16 protein-coding genes are annotated in these 15,736 nt (G+C 67.8%); 13 read left to right on the forward strand and 3 right to left on the reverse strand.

What is annotated here, in order from left to right:
- A partial coding sequence (locus ABFT43_RS14230; RefSeq protein WP_347961017.1) for an integrase core domain-containing protein occupies nucleotides 1–486 on the forward strand: 486 nt, incomplete at its 5' end.
- Here ABFT43_RS14230 and ABFT43_RS14235 read toward each other — a convergent pair.
- A complete protein-coding gene (locus ABFT43_RS14235) occupies nucleotides 483–875 on the reverse strand; it encodes a TetR/AcrR family transcriptional regulator (protein WP_347961018.1) in 393 nt (130 codons plus the stop codon). The two genes, ABFT43_RS14230 and ABFT43_RS14235, sit on opposite strands and share 4 nt — an antisense overlap.
- A 139-nt stretch (nucleotides 876–1,014) precedes the next feature.
- On the opposite strand from ABFT43_RS14235, the gene ABFT43_RS14240 reads away from it, so the two are divergent.
- From ABFT43_RS14240 to ABFT43_RS14270, 7 genes are all read left to right on the forward strand, one after another.
- Nucleotides 1,015–2,604, forward strand: coding sequence for a phytoene desaturase family protein (locus ABFT43_RS14240; protein ID WP_347961019.1), 1,590 nt, complete (start codon nucleotides 1,015–1,017; stop codon nucleotides 2,602–2,604).
- 36 nt (nucleotides 2,605–2,640) lie between these two features.
- Nucleotides 2,641–3,579, forward strand: coding sequence for a hypothetical protein (locus ABFT43_RS14245; RefSeq protein ID WP_347961020.1), 939 nt, complete (start codon nucleotides 2,641–2,643; stop codon nucleotides 3,577–3,579).
- A gap of 13 nt (nucleotides 3,580–3,592) precedes the next feature.
- Nucleotides 3,593–4,804 carry an aminoglycoside phosphotransferase family protein gene (locus ABFT43_RS14250; protein WP_347961021.1) on the forward strand — a complete coding sequence of 404 codons (1,212 nt, stop codon included), beginning with the start codon at nucleotides 3,593–3,595 and terminating at the stop codon, nucleotides 4,802–4,804.
- A gap of 58 nt (nucleotides 4,805–4,862) precedes the next feature.
- A complete protein-coding gene (locus ABFT43_RS14255) occupies nucleotides 4,863–5,882 on the forward strand; it encodes an LLM class flavin-dependent oxidoreductase (protein WP_347961022.1) in 1,020 nt (339 codons plus the stop codon).
- A 93-nt stretch (nucleotides 5,883–5,975) separates the two neighbouring features.
- Nucleotides 5,976–6,296, forward strand: a complete 321-nt coding sequence (locus tag ABFT43_RS14260; protein ID WP_109239855.1) for a putative quinol monooxygenase — start codon at nucleotides 5,976–5,978, stop codon at nucleotides 6,294–6,296.
- Nucleotides 6,297–6,598: 302 nt separating this feature from the next.
- Complete coding sequence (locus ABFT43_RS14265; protein WP_016895397.1) at nucleotides 6,599–7,333, forward strand: TetR/AcrR family transcriptional regulator; 735 nt, start codon at nucleotides 6,599–6,601, stop codon at nucleotides 7,331–7,333.
- A complete protein-coding gene (locus ABFT43_RS14270) occupies nucleotides 7,330–8,481 on the forward strand; it encodes an acyl-CoA dehydrogenase family protein (protein ID WP_006901625.1) in 1,152 nt (383 codons plus the stop codon). The genes ABFT43_RS14265 and ABFT43_RS14270 overlap by 4 nt, the downstream gene beginning before the upstream one ends.
- A 72-nt stretch (nucleotides 8,482–8,553) precedes the next feature.
- Here the strand turns inward: ABFT43_RS14270 and ABFT43_RS14275 are convergent, their stop codons facing one another.
- Nucleotides 8,554–9,435 (reverse strand): LysR family transcriptional regulator, encoded by an 882-nt coding sequence (locus tag ABFT43_RS14275; protein WP_006901626.1) that lies wholly within the window; start codon nucleotides 9,433–9,435, stop codon nucleotides 8,554–8,556.
- Between the two features lie 143 nt (nucleotides 9,436–9,578).
- Between ABFT43_RS14275 and ABFT43_RS14280 the strand changes: the two genes are divergently transcribed.
- From ABFT43_RS14280 to ABFT43_RS14290, 3 genes are all read left to right on the forward strand, one after another.
- Nucleotides 9,579–10,811, forward strand: coding sequence for an MFS transporter (locus tag ABFT43_RS14280; RefSeq protein ID WP_347961023.1), 1,233 nt, complete (start codon nucleotides 9,579–9,581; stop codon nucleotides 10,809–10,811).
- 96 nt (nucleotides 10,812–10,907) lie between these two features.
- Nucleotides 10,908–11,273 (forward strand): thioredoxin, encoded by a 366-nt coding sequence (gene trxA / locus ABFT43_RS14285; RefSeq protein WP_006901628.1) that lies wholly within the window; start codon nucleotides 10,908–10,910, stop codon nucleotides 11,271–11,273.
- A gap of 108 nt (nucleotides 11,274–11,381) precedes the next feature.
- Entirely contained in the window at nucleotides 11,382–12,395 is a 1,014-nt protein-coding gene (locus ABFT43_RS14290; RefSeq protein ID WP_051997250.1) for an EamA family transporter, read from the forward strand.
- A 63-nt stretch (nucleotides 12,396–12,458) separates the two neighbouring features.
- On the opposite strand, the gene ABFT43_RS14295 is transcribed toward ABFT43_RS14290, so the two are convergent.
- Nucleotides 12,459–13,526 carry an alpha/beta hydrolase gene (locus tag ABFT43_RS14295; protein ID WP_006901630.1) on the reverse strand — a complete coding sequence of 356 codons (1,068 nt, stop codon included), beginning with the start codon at nucleotides 13,524–13,526 and terminating at the stop codon, nucleotides 12,459–12,461.
- Between the two features lie 75 nt (nucleotides 13,527–13,601).
- Between ABFT43_RS14295 and ABFT43_RS14300 the strand changes: the two genes are divergently transcribed.
- Both ABFT43_RS14300 and ABFT43_RS14305 read left to right on the forward strand, forming a co-directional pair.
- Nucleotides 13,602–14,903, forward strand: a complete 1,302-nt coding sequence (locus ABFT43_RS14300; RefSeq protein WP_347961024.1) for a MurT ligase domain-containing protein — start codon at nucleotides 13,602–13,604, stop codon at nucleotides 14,901–14,903.
- The gene (locus tag ABFT43_RS14305; RefSeq protein ID WP_347961025.1) at nucleotides 14,900–15,622 is read left to right on the forward strand and encodes a type 1 glutamine amidotransferase; all 723 of its coding nucleotides are present in this window, start codon (nucleotides 14,900–14,902) and stop codon (nucleotides 15,620–15,622) included. Before ABFT43_RS14300 ends, ABFT43_RS14305 begins: the two co-directional genes overlap by 4 nt.
- Nucleotides 15,623–15,736 lie beyond the last annotated feature (114 nt).

A 15,736-nucleotide genomic window follows, 5' to 3' on the forward strand; every position in this document is an offset into this window, starting at 1 on the left:
TCGGGATTCGTCTACACAGCGTTTCTGGTCGATGTGTACTCGCGACGGATCCTGGGTTGGCGGGTGATGACGAGCAAGACGACACCGCTGGTGACCAGCGCTCTCGAGCAGGCCCTGTTCACCCGAAGAAGGACCGACTTCTCCTTTACTGCAACAGGTTTGATTCATCACAGCGATGCGGGAAGTCAATACACCTCGTTCGCCTTCACCGAGGCGCTACGCGACTCCGGCCTGGCCGGCTCGATCGGCTCAGTTGGCGATGCCCTGGACAATGCGTTGATGGAATCGACGATCGGGTTGTACAAGAGCGAACTCATCGACCGCCAGCGATCCTGGACCGGACGAGCCGAGGTCGAACGCGAAACCGCCGCATGGGTGCATTGGTACAACACCGAACGGTTGCACTCGGCAATCGGCTACTGCCCGCCGGTCGAGTACGAGACGCGCTACCGTGAGACCGTCGCCTCCGAAGCGGAGGTGGCCTAAACCAGGTCTCCATCCGACCCAGGACGGTTCAATGCGACACTGACCGGGTTTCCGGTGGCGCTGTCGAGGAAGTGGCTCAAGAGCAGCTCCACACGGTCGAGCACGGTGCTCGTCGACTTAGCAGCAGCCGTCACGCTCTCGATCACTTGACGGAGTTCGCACCGGTACGTCGCGGTGATCAACTCCTCGCGGCTACCGAAGCGACGGAAGACCGTCATTCGTGAGCGTCCCGCACGTTCGGCCACCTGGTCGATGGTCAGATTGCGTTCCCCGATCTCACCCAGCAGCACCGCTGCCGCATCGAGAAGCGCAGCGTCGGTGCGACTTTCGGGCTTCGACGCCGTCGACGCAGCCCAAGCCAACGGGGCAGGTGTCGCATCGGGACTCACCCGCCAATCCTGACACGAAATCCAGAAAGCACCGAACCCCGGAGGGTTGACCGTGACCTGACACACATGTTACTAACTGTACTCATTCAATCACATTTGTCACTCCTTGTCGGGTGTACTTCATGATTCGAGGTCTCGCGTGTTCGGAAGTAAACGGGTTGGTGGCGGGCAAGCCGAGAAACCAGACCGGGTCGTCGTCATCGGTGGCGGACACAACGGCTTGACGGCGGCCTGCTACCTGGCCGAAGAGGGCTGCCGTGTGACGGTATTGGAGGCTGGCGACCGCATCGGCGGAATGACGGCGTCAGCGCCCCTCCTCCCGGAGTACCCCCAGCATCTGTTGAGCCAGTGCGCCATCGACGCGGTGTACTGGCGTGCTTCTACCGTCGAGTCCGACCTTGCTCTCGACCGACACGGACTTCGGTTCATCGATCACGATCCGGCATGGGCGTGGCTTGGACCCGACGGACAGTCGCTCGTCCTCCAGCGGGATGTTGGGAAGACCATCGCCGACATCCGCCGGTTCTCCCACACCGACGCCGAAACCTACGCCGAGTTCGTCGGCGCCGCCCGGCGTGCGCTCGACATCCAGGATGCGTACGGGTCCGGCCGTCCTGATCGCTTCTCTACCGAAGCCCTGAAGGCGGTCGCGAGCGGCATCCGGGACAAGGCGACTCGAAGCCTCCTCGGCGCGGCGCTGAGCACCTCTGCAGCCGAGGTCATCGACGGATTGTTCGAGAGTGACGCCGTCCGTGGAGCTTTCGCCGCGATGGGCAACATCCTCGGGTCAATCACGGCGGACGGCAGCGGTATCGCCGCCCTGGCGACGGCGCCGCTCCACAAGTACGGGGTCGGGCGACCGGTCGGCGGTATGCAGGCTATTCCGGACGCCCTCGCCCGGAAGCTCGACTCGCTCGGCGGGACGATCCGATTGGGAGCCGAGGTCACGTCGATCGAGGTCGTCGACGGTGCCGCGCAGTCGGTTACCCTCGCGACCGGCGAACGCCTGTACGCCGACGCGATCATTGCCGCGATCCCGCCGCAACTCGTCGGCAAGATGCTCGACAGCAAACAGACCCCGGGCGCGATCGGATTGCGCAACGCACCCGCGAACGCCGCGAACATCGGGTGTTTCAAGGTCGACATAGCCCTCGGCGGTCTACTCAGCCTGCCCCACCATGGACGCGCCGACGGCATCGACATGCGTAAGCCCACCCTGATGTGGGGCAGCTATGACCAGGTGCTCGCCGCCGAGGCAAAGGCTCGAACCGGTCAGATTCCCGACGATCTCCCCTGGTGGGCAACGATTCTCACCGCCACTGATCCATCACAGGCGCCGGAGGGCAATGACGTCCTGTACCTCTACGCGCCGTCGCCGGTGAACATCAACGGCGACTGGGATTCGGCCAAGGACGCCTTCGCGAAGCAGCTCGTCTCAACCGCGTCCGAAACCATCTCGGGGATCGAGGAATTCGAACTCGGTCGGGTCGTGGAGACCCCCCGGGATCTCGAGGATCGACTGGGTGCCCCCAACGGCTGCATCTACCACGTCGACCAGGCTGTCACCCGGCTCGGGCCGCTGCGGCCGGCCAGGGGCTGGGCCGATTCCGACAAGCATGTCACCGGCCTCTACCTCGGCGGCGCCGGTAGCCATCCGAGTGGCGGCGTTTCCGGAATCCCGGGGCAGCGAGCTGCCCGAGCAGTCCTTCGCGCCGGCTCTGGCTCGTAACGACTTTCGTTCGACTCATCACAACCAGGAGAAACCATGTCATCGTTACTCGTGCTGGCCGCAGACCAGGCCCCGCAGTATCCCGTTCCCCCATACGACCTCTCGGCCCCGAGCGGACTGAGTTGGACGTTCACCGTCGCCTGCCTCGTAATCTCGGCCGTGGCAATCGGGTACGGCGCCTGGTTGACCAGGCGGGGAGAGATCCTCGGCTTGATCATGCTCGCCGGCGGATTGCTCACCGCCCCGTTCGAAACCCTCGCCGACTACGTCGGGCTGCTGTGGTTCGCATCCGACAACGCGTTGGTCACCATCGAGTTGATGGGCCGCCACATCCCCCTCTACGTCGTGGTCGGGTACTCCTTCTTCTTCGGGTTGCTGTCGTTCATCGACTATCGGGCCATCGCGCTCGGCATGCCGCGCAAGTACTTCCTCGGCTCGATCGCCACGGCCTTCTTCTTCGACTGGGCACTGCAGTCCACCGGTGCAACGTTCGATCTTTACGAGTATTACGGCGTCGATCCGTTCCTGGTTCTGGGTGCACCGATCTGGTGGTTCGTCACCGATGCCGTGTCGACTGTCGTCATCGCCTTCGTGCTGTACTCGTTGCGTCACCGCATGGTCGGGTTGGGCCGCCTGTTGCCCCTCATCACTATCCCGTTGGTGTACGCAGGCTGGAACGGTGCAGCATGCTTCCCGATCTTCATCGCCAAGAACAGCAACTTCGACGAAGCCGTCAACGGCAACGGTTCAACGGCCCTCGTGTTCCTGGGCGGACTGATCACGATCGCCCTCGCGTTGATCGTCGCCTGGATCCTGTTCGGTGAAATCCGGCGCGCCCAGGAACGTGCCGGTGTCACGATCCGCAGCGATTTCAGCTTCCGTGATCTGTTGTTCGCCCCGCTTCCAGCCGACGCCGCAATCCCACTGAAGTCCTCGGCGGCACCGGAACGCGCTGGGCTTCTCCAGAACCGCTGAAGCCCAGGAACGCATGACACGGGATGAACCCGGAATCGACGAGATTCGGGCATCGCCCGCCCGCATGCTCCGAACGCTGACCAGAGCGGTCACGTTCGGGGCGCGGGACCGGGTGTTCCCCAGGCCGGTCAGCGGGATCGACGAGGTACCGTCGCAGCCCGGACTCGTCACGAGCGAGTGGTTGACCTCGGTGCTGCGGGACAAGATGCCCGCCGACGTCGCCGTTGAATCGTTCACCTACACGCCGGTCACATCGGGAACCAACGTTCGAGGACACATGTCCGTCCGATATTCGTCGACGGAGGCCGGACTCCCGACGTCGATGTTCGTCAAGAGCACACCAACGATCGTGACTCGACTGGCGAACTCCGTGACGATGGCGGAGGAAGCCGAGTTCTACAACCACTTCCGTCCACGGCTGGGACAGTTGGAGATTCCTTATGGTTACCACTCCGCGGTGGACGCTCGTACGTTTCGCTCCATCCATCTGATCGAGGACCTGGTCGACACGAAAGGCGCCACCTTCCCGGCCGATCCGTCGATTGTGTTCGCACGGGAGCAGGCGGAGGATGCGGTCGATCTCTTGGCAGATGTCCACCGAACTATTGCGGGTCTCAGGACTGATGCGTTGCCGACGTTCTCGGGCTTCTGGCGTCGTGCTCTCGGCATTGCCGATGTCGCGAAGGCGGTGCGTGCGTTTCAGGGAGACGACTTCTGTTCCCGTGGAATGACGGTCGTCGGCGACCGTCTCTGGCAGGCGTGCGTGAAAGCGATCCAGATTCACGACGAACTTCCTGCAACATTGCTGCACAACGATCCTCACCGCGGCAACTGGTATGTGACCCGCGACGGCAGGATGGGCCTTCTCGATTGGCAGACGGTGTGTATCGGACACTGGTCTCGTGACCTCGCCTATGCGATCCCGACACTGCTCACGGTGCCCCAGCGTCGGGACTGGGAGCGCGACCTCGTACGTAGGTACCACCAGCGGGCGGGATTGTCGGAGTCGCTGGATGAAGCCTGGCTGAGGTACCGGCAACAACTCATCGGAGGGTTGCTGTTCTGGGCTCCCACGCTTCGGCCACCACGCGGGTTTCCCGAGATGCAACCGCGAGTCCTCGCCGTCGAACTGATGACTCGGATCAGCACCGCAATGGTCGATCACGAGACAGTGGACGCGGTGCTCGCGTCGAGCGGGAGGAACAGCGCAACCTCTCCACGTTGACGCTCGTGACTGATCGAGACGCCGGGAATAAAACGGACCGTGGTTTCATTTACCGGTCATGAAGAAGATCGGTTTTCTCTCCTTCGGCCACTGGTCCGAGTCGCCCGGATCGCAGGTCCGGTCGGCATCCGACACCCTGTTGCAGTCGATCGACCTGGCCGTCGCCGCTGAAGACCTTGGTGCCGACGGCGCGTACTTCCGGGTGCACCACTTCGCACGCCAGCTGGCGTCGCCGTTCCCGCTGCTGTCGGCGATCGGCGCCAAGACCAGCCGCATCGAGATCGGCACCGGCGTCATCGATATGCGCTACGAGAACCCGCTGTACATGGCCGAGGACGCCGGCGCCGCCGATCTCATCTCCGAGGGCCGGCTGCAGCTCGGCATCTCCCGCGGGTCCCCCGAGCAGGTCATCGAGGGTTACAAGTACTTCGGGTACGTCCCGCCGGAGGGCTCCACCGACGCCGACATGGCCCGCCAGCACGCCGAGGTGTTCCTGCGTGTCATCGAGGGTGGCGGGTTCGCGCGGCCGAATCCCCGGCCCATGTTCCCCAACCCGCCGGGCCTGCTGCCGATCGAACCGCAGTCGCCCGGCCTCCGCGACCGGATCTGGTGGGGCGCCGGCACCCGCGCGACGGCGGAATGGGCCGCGGAGAAGGGCATGAACCTCATGTCGTCGACGCTGCTCACCGAGGACACCGGCGTGCCCTTCCACCAGCTGCAGGCCGAGCAGATCCAGCGGTTCCGCAAGGCATGGGTCGAGGCCGGCCATCCGCGCGAGCCGCGGGTGTCGGTGAGCCGCAGCATCTTCGCGATCGTCGACGACCGGGACCGCGCCTACTTCGGTCGCGGCGGCCAGGAGTCCGACCAGGTCGGCATCATCGACAACTCGGTCGCGCGGTTCGGCCGCAGCTACGCCGAGGAGCCGGACAAGCTCATCGAGCAACTGCGGGAAGACGAGGCCATCGCGGCGGCCGACACCCTGCTGCTGACGGTCCCCAACCAACTCGGTGTGGAATACAACGCGCACGTGATCGAGTCGATCCTCACCCACGTCGCACCGGCCCTCGGCTGGCGCTGACGCGTGCTCTCGACGAAACCGCCACGAGAACGCCACCGGCTCCCATAACCTCACGACGACATCAATGTCCGCCCGTCAGAGGAGAGCCCGCCGATGCCCGAGGTCATCGTCGTCGCCACCATCTCCCCCCAGCCCGGCGAGGAGCAGGCGGTCCGCGACGCCGTGCTCGCCGCGATCCCGAAGGTGCACGACGAGCCCGGTTGCGTGAAGTACGCGCTGCACGAGGCGACCGGGGACTCGACCGATCTCGTGATGATCGAGCGGTGGGAATCCCTCGAGGCGCTCGGCGCGCACAGCAAGGCGCCGGCGCTCGCCGAGCTCGGCAAGGCCCTCGGCCCCCTGCTCGCCGGACCGCTCGACGTGAAGACCTTCACCGCGGTCCCCGCCGGCGATCCCGCCAAGGGCGCGATCTAGGACACCCGAGCCTCTCCGCCCTGATCCGTGGCGGTGTTGCATCCGCGGGCGACGGCATGCTAAACCGTATAACGATCGTTAGATAAGTGATGGGCGCCATGCCGTGCCCGGTCACGTTCGCGACGACACACGGCGCCCGCCTGCGACGTGTCTCGGCCGCGACCGCCGACATCACACTCGAGAGGAACCCATGCCCGTAGCGGCAGTCGTCGACCCCAACCGCCCCACGGTCGGCACGCCCGGAACCGGCGCGTCCGGGTCGGGGCCCGTCGGACCGCTCGCCCCCGTCACCGCCGCCGACCGTGGCTGAGGCAGGCAAGGACGCCGCACCACGGCGGTTCACGATCGACACCGAGGGCGTGGACTGGCGACGGCGCGAACCCGTCCCGCTCCCGCCCACCCTCGTGGCCGCCAAGCGCGCGTTCTACGAGCGCGGCTTCCACGGAACCTCCATCCGCGACATCGCGTCGCGCGCCGGCGTCTCCCTGCCGACCCTCTACTACCACCACGACAACAAGCTCGGCATTCTCGTCGAACTCCTCGAAGCGGCGATGACCTCGGTCCTCGCCTGGGTGGGAGCCGCCATCGAGGCCGGCGACACGCCGTCGGAGAAGCTCTCCAACGCCATCGAATCCATCGTCCTGCACATGACGAGCGACCTCGAACTGGCAAGCGTCGCACACGAATTCCGCCATCTCGCAGCCGACGACCCGCGCCGCGAGAACTACGTCGCGATGCGCACGGAGACCGAGAACATGCTCGCCGAGGTCATCGAGGCGGGCCGCGAGTCGGGCGAGTTCCGGTTCGACGAGGACATCAAGGACGTGCTGCGGTACCTGTTCGGCGCCTGCCAGGCGGTCACGACCTGGTACCGCCCTTCCGGTGCCCGCACCCCCGCCGAGGTCGCCCGGTCCTACGCACTGATCTCGCTGCGTGTCGTGGGCGCGCAGAACGTCGACCACCTCGGCGACACCCAGACCACCGACAACGACTCCAACGACAGCAACCGAAGCCTGAAGGAAAGGAAGCAGCCATGAAACGCGCCATCTTCGAAGAAGAGCACGAAGCCCTCCGGGAAACCGCTCGCCAGTTCCTGATCCGTGAGTGCCTGCCGCACAACGAGGAATGGACCGCAGCGGGCATCGTCGACCGCGAGGTCTACAAGAAGGCCGGCGACGCCGGTCTCCTCGGCTTCAACATCCCCGAGGAGTACGGCGGCGGCGGCGCGATGAACGACTTCCGCTTCAACGCGGTCGTCGTCGAGGAGTTCGCCAAGTTCGACGGCGCATCGCCCGGCCTGAGCCTCCAGAACGACGTCGTCGCACCGTATTTCGTGCACCTCGCCAACGAAGAGCAGAAGAAGCGCTGGATGCCGGGCATCGCCACGGGCGAGACCATCCTCGCCGTCGCGATGACCGAGCCGGGCGCCGGCTCCGACCTCGCCGGCATCAAGACCTCGGCGAAGCTCGAGGGCGACCACTACGTCCTCAACGGCAACAAGACCTTCATCTCCTCGGGCATCAACGCCGACCTCGTGGTGGTCGTCTGCCGCACCAACCCGGATCCCGCGGCCGGTCACAAGGCGTTCTCGCTGCTGGTCGTCGAGCGCGGCATGGAGGGCTTCGAGCGCGGCCGCAAGCTCGACAAGATGGGCCTGCGCGCACAGGACACCGCCGAGCTGCACTTCAACAACGTGCGCGTGCCGGTCGAGAACCTGCTCGGCCAGGAGGGCATGGGCTTCTACCACCTCATGCAGAACCTCCCCTCCGAGCGCCTGTCGATCGGCATCGGCGCCATCGCCGGCGCCCGCGCGGTCTTCGAGGAGACCGTCCAGTACTGCAAGGACCGCAAGGCATTCGGCCGCCCGATCGGCACCTTCCAGGCCAACCGCTTCACCATCGCCGAGATGGCCACCGAGCTCGACATCGCCGAGATCTACATCGACCGCTGCCTACAGGGCGTGCTCGACGGTGAGCTCGACGCCGTCGACGCGTCCAAGAACAAGTGGTGGTGCACCGAGCTCGCCAAGCGCGTCATCGACAGCTGCCTGCAGTTGCACGGCGGCTACGGCTACATGAACGAGTACCGGGTCGCCCGCGCCTACAAGGATGCCCGTATCCAGACGATCTTCGGCGGCACCACCGAGATCATGAAGGACATCGTGGGCAAGAGCCTCGGCTTCTGACCCGCTCTCTCACGGGGTTCACGAAAGGGCCGTCGGTTCACGCGAAATGCGTGGGCCGGCGGCCCTTGTCGTTCAGGAATGCTCCGCTGCCGCCGCCGCGATCTGCTCGACGACCCGCTCGACCACGGTGCGCGACCTGGGCCTCGACAGCGCCTCGTAGACGCGGGCGGCCCGAACCCCTTTGAGTTCCAGGCGTTTCACCGCCGGGTGCCGCACCGCGAAGCGCGGCATCAGAGCGATACCGTGCCCGCCGGCGACGAGCGCCTCGATGGTGGTGAAGTCGAGCATCCGCTGCGTCACCCTCGGCGCGACCCCGGTCACCGCCGAGATCGACTGCAGCACATCGTCGACGGGGAATCCGCCCTCGACGCTGATCCAGTCGTGCTCGGCGAGTTCGGACACCGTGACCCGATCCGACGCGCCCAACGGGCTGTCGAGGGGCACGATGACGTCGACCGGTTCGCGCATCAGCTCGGTGACCCGCACCCGCGAGTGGTTGACCGCGGGAGTCCGCTCGTCGCGGTGGGTCACCACGATGTCGAAGTCCGCGAGCGCCGGCGCGGCGTCGGCATAACCGACGTCGAGGTGGAACGCGTCCACCTCGATTCCCGCGAGTGCGGCCCGATCGAGGACGCTGGGCAGCAGCAGGGTCGACCCGGACGGGAACATCGCCAGCCGCACGCGGGCCTTGCCCGACCGGTACGACGCCATCTCCTCCTGCGCACGTTCCACCGCTGCGATGACCTCGTCTGCCCGCAGCACCAGGGCATGCCCGGCCTCGGTGAGCCGCAGGCCACGGCCGTCGGGTTCGAATAGCGGCACTCCCGCCTCGTCGGCGAGCACCTTCATCTGCTGCGAGACCGCCGAGGGCGTCATGTGCAGCGCCTCGGCGACCGCGCCGATGGACCCGCGGTCGGCGAACTCGCGCAGCAGACGCAGTCGGCGCACCTCCATGGAGGTCAAGGTACCCGGCGAACCCGCCAGCGGCCTTTTGTGCCAGAACAGCGCTGCGATCGTGCCGCTCGCTCGTGGCGCTGCGATCAGGGGCCGCGCCCGGGCTACGGTGTCGCGCGTTGTCTCCCGAGAGAGTGAGGACCGTGATTACGAGCGAGGCGTCGACCACCCCGCAGACGGCCCGGGTGGGCATGCGGGGCAGTATCGAGCCCTGGTTCAGCGCCTATGCACTCGCCGGGTTGCTCGTGAACGGCATTGTGCCGCTGCTCATCCCGCTGACCGTGACCTCACGGGGCACGGTGGCGGTCGCCGCCGCGCTCGCCGCGTTCTTCGGCGGCCAGCTCTTCGCGCCGGTGATCGGGAAGATCGCCGACCGCACCGGCGGACAGCGGACGATCTTTCTCGGGTCATTCCCCCTGATGGGTGTCGCGGCCATCGGGTTCGGTTTGTCCGACGGACTCCTCGGCTGGTGTGTCGCGGCCGTGGTCGCCGGTGCCACCGCGGGAGCCGTGCAGACCCTGGGCAGCGTGTTCATCACCGAGGGCCATCCGGAGGACGAGTGGGACGAGCGCATCGGATGGTTCCGCTTCGTGTTCGGCATGGGCCAGGTGTCGGGACTGGCGATCGGAGCGGTGTTCGCCGACGGCCATGTCCACACCGGCTGGTACGTCGCAGGTGTCGTGATCGTCTTCGGCACCCTGCTGGGCCGGCTACGCCTCCCCCACCTGGCGTCCGCAGGCTCCGACCCCGCCCGCCCCGACTCCGCACTGCCGACGCCGGGCGGCCTGCGTCGCGAACTGCGGGGACCGTTCGGCCGGTTCCTCGCGTCGTGGTTCCTGGCGATGACCGCCGTACAGACCTTCCTGAACGTGATGCCGCTGGTGATGAAGGACGCCTTCGCCGTGTCGTCGTCGCACACCGCGTCCTGGTACCTGCTGGCCTCGGTCGTCGGAGCCTGCCTGTATCCCGCGTGCGGGCGCCTCGCGGACCGGTACGGCTGCGGTTGGGTCCTGCGCACGGGTCTGCTGATCACGCTGACCGGCCTGGCGGTGATGACGGCCGCCTGGATCTGGCACCCGTCGGGAGACTCCTGGATCGGCATCGCCGGGCTCATACTGGTGGCGTTGGGCTACCCGTTCGACTACATCGGCGCGACCAAGATGGCCGCCGACCTCACCCTCGACGGCCAGGGGTCCGCGATGGGACTGTTCAACAGCGCGGTGGCCGCGGGCGCGATCGTCGGCGCGACGGTCCCGTCGTCCCTCGCCGCGAGGTTCGGCTACGGCTCACTGCTGCCGCTGGCGGCCGGGCTGATCGTTGCCGCCCTGCTGGTCGGGTGGGGCGTTCTCGCGCGAGAGGCATACAAGCCGGCCTGAGTGCCCGGCCGGGCTGGACCCGCCGGACACAGCGCGGATTCGGAATCAACAGAACGGTCATGGAATGCCGGGGCGTCGGAAATGGTTGTGCCGACCATGGCATCACATGACGTAACCCTGGAAACCTTCGAAGAGACTGTCACGAAGGACGGCATCGTGCTGCTCGACTTCTGGGCGAGCTGGTGCGGTCCGTGCCGCATGTTCGGCCCGGTCTTCGAGAAGGCTTCCGAGGAACATTCCGACATCTTCTTCGGCAAGGTGGACACCGAGGAGCAGCAACAGCTCGCCGGCAGCCTGGGCATCCAGTCGATCCCGACCCTGATGGCGTTCCGCGACGGGATCCTGGTGTTCAACCAGCCGGGCGCGCTGCCCCCGGCCCAGCTCGAGGAACTCATCAGTGCGGTCGAGGGCCTCGACATGGACGACGTGCGCGCCAAGGTCGCCGCCGCTCAGCAACAGTGATGCCGCCGGAGCCGTCGCTGTAGGGCACCCATCTCTGTAGGAGAACTTCAGCAAGGCTTCGATTAAATTCGATTGTCCTTCATCGTCGTGACCTCGACGATGAAGGACATGTCCTCTCGTGACCGGTTGCTCGCGCTCGGCGTGGTGTTCTTGTGGGGACTCAACTTCGTGGCGATCCACCTCGCCCTCGAACACTTCCCTCCCCTGTTCCTCGCCGCCCTGCGCTTCGCCGTCATGGCGCTCCCGGTCATCGCCTTCGTCCGATTCCCGAAGGTCCGCCTGAAGTGGTTCCTGCTGTACGTGGCCGGATTCGGCACCGTGCAGTTCATCTGCCTCTTCCTGGCGATGGACCTCGGGATGCCGGCAGGCCTGGCCTCGTTGGTCCTGCAGACCTCGGCCCCCTTCACCGTCGTCCTCGGCGTGCTGTTCCTCCGTGAGCGGATGACGCTGCTCCAGGTCCTGGGGCTCCTCGTCGCCGTGGCCGGGATGGGCGTCATCGCCTGGGATCGCGCCACCGGCAGCGGCATCGGCGCGGCAGCGCTCATCCCGATCGGGCTGACCGTCCTCGGCGGATTGAGTTGGGCGATCGGCAACATCGGCGGCCGCCTCGCGCAGCCCGACGACTCGTTCCGCATGACCCTGTGGATGGCCGTCGTCGCGGGTCCGCCCCTCTATGTCGTGAGCCTCATCGTCGAGGGCCCGACCGCAGGCATCGACGCCCTCATGACCATCGGCACCGAGACGGGCCTGCGCGCGCTCGGCGGACTGATCTATCTCGCCGTCCTCGGCACGCTGGTGGGCGCGGGCCTGTGGACGCTCCTGCTCAGCCGCAACGACGCCAGCCGCGTCTCCCCGATGTCGCTGTTGGTGCCCGTCGTCGGCATCTCGGCGTCGTTCGTCTTCCTCGACGAGGTACCCACCGTCGGGGAGATCATCGGCGCGACCGTCGTCGTGGTCGGCTGCGCGGTCGGCGTGATGGCGCGCCCGCGCTCACGTCCGCGGGTGCGTCCGACCCCGGTCCCACAGGCCACCGGGCCCGAACCCGTCACCGGACCAGACCGGGGAGGGCGGGCCGACGGGGAGACCGCGCCCCGGCCCGCGGCGCGCTCGGCGTGCCCCTGACCCCCGGTGCTCTCCGCTCCGTGTGTTCCGGTCCTGCGTGCCCCGACTCGGCCGACTGTTCCCCTACTGCGCGGCGGTGACGGCGTCGCGCACGGCCGCGCACATCCGGTCGACGGCCGCCCGCGCGTCGGGGCTGATGAGGGTCATGTTCGCGAAGCCGTGGATCAGCGAGCCCTCGCGCTGCACGGTGACCGGGACACCGGCCTCCTTCAGCCGCTCGGCGTAGGCCAGGCCCTCGTCACGCAGCGGGTCGAAGCCCGCGACGACGACGTGCGCCGGCGCCAGACCGCTCAGGTCGTCGGCCAGCAGCGGCGAGCACCGCGGGTCGGTGCGCTGGGCGAGGTCGGGGACGTAGTGGTCGCTGAACCACGTCATCCGCTCCTCGGTGAGGAAGAAGCCCGACGGGAACTCCCGGCGCGAGGCGCTCTTCTTCGACAGGTCCGTCACCGGGTAGATCAGCAGCTGCAGCAGCGGGGCGATGTCCTCGCCGCGCACCTCGCGCGCCAGCACGGTGGCGAGATTGCCCCCGGCGCTGTCCCCCGAGACGACGATGCGCCGCGGGTCGACGCCCCAGCGCGGCGCCGCGTCGACGACGAATCGCCACGCCGCGACCGCATCCTCCACCGCGGCCGGGAACGGGTTCTCCGGGGCCAGCCGGTATTCGACGGAGACGACGTCGAGGCCGGTGTCGTGCGCCAGGCGACGCACGAAGCCGTCGTGGCTGATGCGGCTGCCGATGACCCAGCCACCGCCGTGGAAGTAGAGGAGGATGCCTCGCGAGGAGGTCTTCGACCGGTACCTCGTGGCCCTCAGTTCGCCACCGGGGCCGTCGAAGACCAGGTCCTCCTCGGCCGCCATGGGCGGGAGGTCCTCGGCGAGGCCTGCGGCCGAATCGTCGATCTGCTTGCGGGACTCGGCGACGTCGTCGTTGCCCAGGCCGACGCCCGGCACGTGCTCGGCGGCCCAGCCCACGGCGAACATCTCGGGGGCGAGTCGCTCGCCGTCGGAGTTGGTGGGGGCCCACCGGCCGGCCAGTGCCAGGACACCCGGCGGGATCTTCGACGCCCCGCGCATGAGGCCGGCCTGGAGTCGAGCGGGCAGGGACAGTGTCTGATGCGTGTCGCGGCTCACATCCGCAGAGCCTACTTGCTGGTCGGCAGCCGCCACGAGCAACCCGGCGTGCGAGCCTGTGGAACACTCGTGGCCATGTCCGACCGTCCATCGTCCGCCGGTTCCGCATCCCGCCGGGGCACCCGTCTACCCGTCCGCACCTCGGTCGCGCTGGCCGCGGCCGCGGCGGCCCGGTGGGCGTCGCGCGCCACCGGCCGCGGCAAGGGGTCGATGATCGGCGGCCTCGTCGCCGCCAAGATCGACCCCGAGATCATGCGCCGCCTCGCGGCCGGCAAGCGCACCGCGATCATCACCGGCACCAACGGCAAGTCGACGACCACGCGGATGGCCGCGGCGGCGATGGCCGAGCTCGGCGAGGTCGCCACGCAGGCCGACGGCGCGAACATGGACGCCGGCATCATCGCCACGCTCACCCTGACCCGCACCGCGCCGTACGCCGCGCTCGAGGTCGACGAGCTGCACGTGCCGCACGTCAGCGACGCCGTCGACCCCGAGGTGCTGGTGCTGCTGAACCTCTCCCGCGACCAACTCGACCGGGTCGGGGAGATCAACATGATCGAGCGACGGCTCCGCGAGGGCATCGCGCAACATCCGTCGTCGACCGTCGTCGCCAACTGCGACGACGTGCTGGTCACCTCGGCGGCCTTCGACGCCCCGAACGTCATCTGGGTCGCCGCCGGCGCGAGCTGGGTGGGCGACTCGGTGAGCTGCCCTCGCACCGGCGAGCCGATCGTGCGGTCCGGGGACGGCTGGCGGTCGACCGGGGACGAGAACTTCCGCCGCCCCACCCCGCAGTGGTGGTTCGACGACGAGAACATCTATGGCCCCGACGGCTTCTCCGCCCCGATGACCCTCTCGGTGCCCGGTCGGGCGAACCGTGGCAACGCGACGCAGGCCGTCGCCGCGGCCGTCGCGATGGGCGCCGACCCGGCCAAGGCGGTCGCCGCGGTCGGCACCGTGGGCGAGGTCGCCGGGCGCTACGGCGTGCACCAGATCGGCAACCACTCGGTCCGCACCCTGCTCGCGAAGAACCCGGCCGGCTGGCAGGAGGCGCTGTCGATGATCGACCAGGACGCCGACGGCCTGGTGATCGCCGTCAACGGCCAGGTCCCCGACGGCGAGGACCTGTCGTGGCTCTGGGACGTGCGCTTCGAGGCCTTCGAGACGATGCAGGTCGTCGCCTCCGGCGAGCGGGCCGCCGACCTGTCGGTGCGGTTGCTCTACGCGGGCGCCGAGCACACCACCATCCCGGACCCGATGGAGGCGATCGCCTCGTGCCCGCCGGGGCGGGTCGAGGTGCTGGCCAACTACACCGCGTTCCGCGATCTCGGGGTCGCGATGGAGCGCGCCGCACGGGCACGGAAGGGCGAACAGTGAGCGAGTCCACTCTCCGCATCGGTCTGGTCCTGCCCGACGTCATGGGCACCTACGGCGACGGCGGCAACGCCCTCGTCCTCAAGCGGCGCGCGATCATGCGCGGCATCGACGCCGAGGTCGTCCACATCACCCTCGACGACCCGGTGCCCGATTCGCTGGACGTCTACACCCTGGGCGGCGCAGAGGACTACGCGCAGCGCCTGGCCACCCGGCATCTCACCCGCTACCCGGGCCTGCAGAAGGCCGCCGCCGCGGGACGTCCGGTGCTGGCGATCTGCGCGGCGATCCAGGTGCTCGGCCACTGGTACGAGACCTCGGCCGGTGAGCGTGTCGACGGCATCTCGCTATTCGACCTGACCACGTCGCCGCAGGAGAAGCGGTCCATCGGCGAGCTGGTCACCGAACCGGTCCACCCGGCGCTGACCCAGCCGCTGACCGGTTTCGAGAACCATCGCGGCGGAAGCAAACTGGGCCCGGACGCCAAGCCGCTGGCCAAGGTCAGGCACGGTGTCGGCAACGGTGTGGGCGACGGCACGGAGGGCGTCGTCCAGGGAAGCGTCATCGGCACCTACATGCACGGCCCGGCGCTCGCCCGGAACCCCGAGCTGGCCGACCACCTGCTCGCAACCGCGATGGGCGTCGACTCGCTCGCGCCGCTCGACCTCCCCGAGGTCGAGCGCCTGCGCAGGGAACGCCTGGCCGCGGGCCGACGGCGGTAGTACGGCCCGTCGATCCGTTCGGACACGGGTACGTCGCCATGTCCGGGTCGAGAGTGGTTCGGCAACCGGAACGCGCAGACAGGATCGGGACCCCGGGTCGCGACACGGGTTTCC

The sequence above is a fragment of the Gordonia aurantiaca genome, from assembly GCF_039939235.1.
GTDB lineage: Bacteria > Actinomycetota > Actinomycetes > Mycobacteriales > Mycobacteriaceae > Gordonia.

Bases quoted from the DNA above. Each gene is read 5' to 3' on its own strand.
- ABFT43_RS14270 (WP_006901625.1), top strand. From the start codon at position 7,330: ATGAAACGCGCCATCTTCGAAGAAGAGCACGAAGCCCTCCGGGAAACC.
- ABFT43_RS14255 (WP_347961022.1), top strand. From the start codon at position 4,863: ATGAAGAAGATCGGTTTTCTCTCCTTCGGCCACTGGTCCGAGTCGCCC.
- ABFT43_RS14260 (WP_109239855.1), top strand. From the start codon at position 5,976: ATGCCCGAGGTCATCGTCGTCGCCACCATCTCCCCCCAGCCCGGCGAG.
- ABFT43_RS14250 (WP_347961021.1), top strand. From the start codon at position 3,593: ATGACACGGGATGAACCCGGAATCGACGAGATTCGGGCATCGCCCGCC.
- ABFT43_RS14300 (WP_347961024.1), top strand. From the start codon at position 13,602: ATGTCCGACCGTCCATCGTCCGCCGGTTCCGCATCCCGCCGGGGCACC.
- ABFT43_RS14245 (WP_347961020.1), top strand. From the start codon at position 2,641: ATGTCATCGTTACTCGTGCTGGCCGCAGACCAGGCCCCGCAGTATCCC.
- ABFT43_RS14275 (WP_006901626.1), bottom strand. From the start codon at position 9,435: ATGGAGGTGCGCCGACTGCGTCTGCTGCGCGAGTTCGCCGACCGCGGG.
- trxA (WP_006901628.1), top strand. From the start codon at position 10,908: ATGGCATCACATGACGTAACCCTGGAAACCTTCGAAGAGACTGTCACG.
- ABFT43_RS14290 (WP_051997250.1), top strand. From the start codon at position 11,382: ATGTCCTCTCGTGACCGGTTGCTCGCGCTCGGCGTGGTGTTCTTGTGG.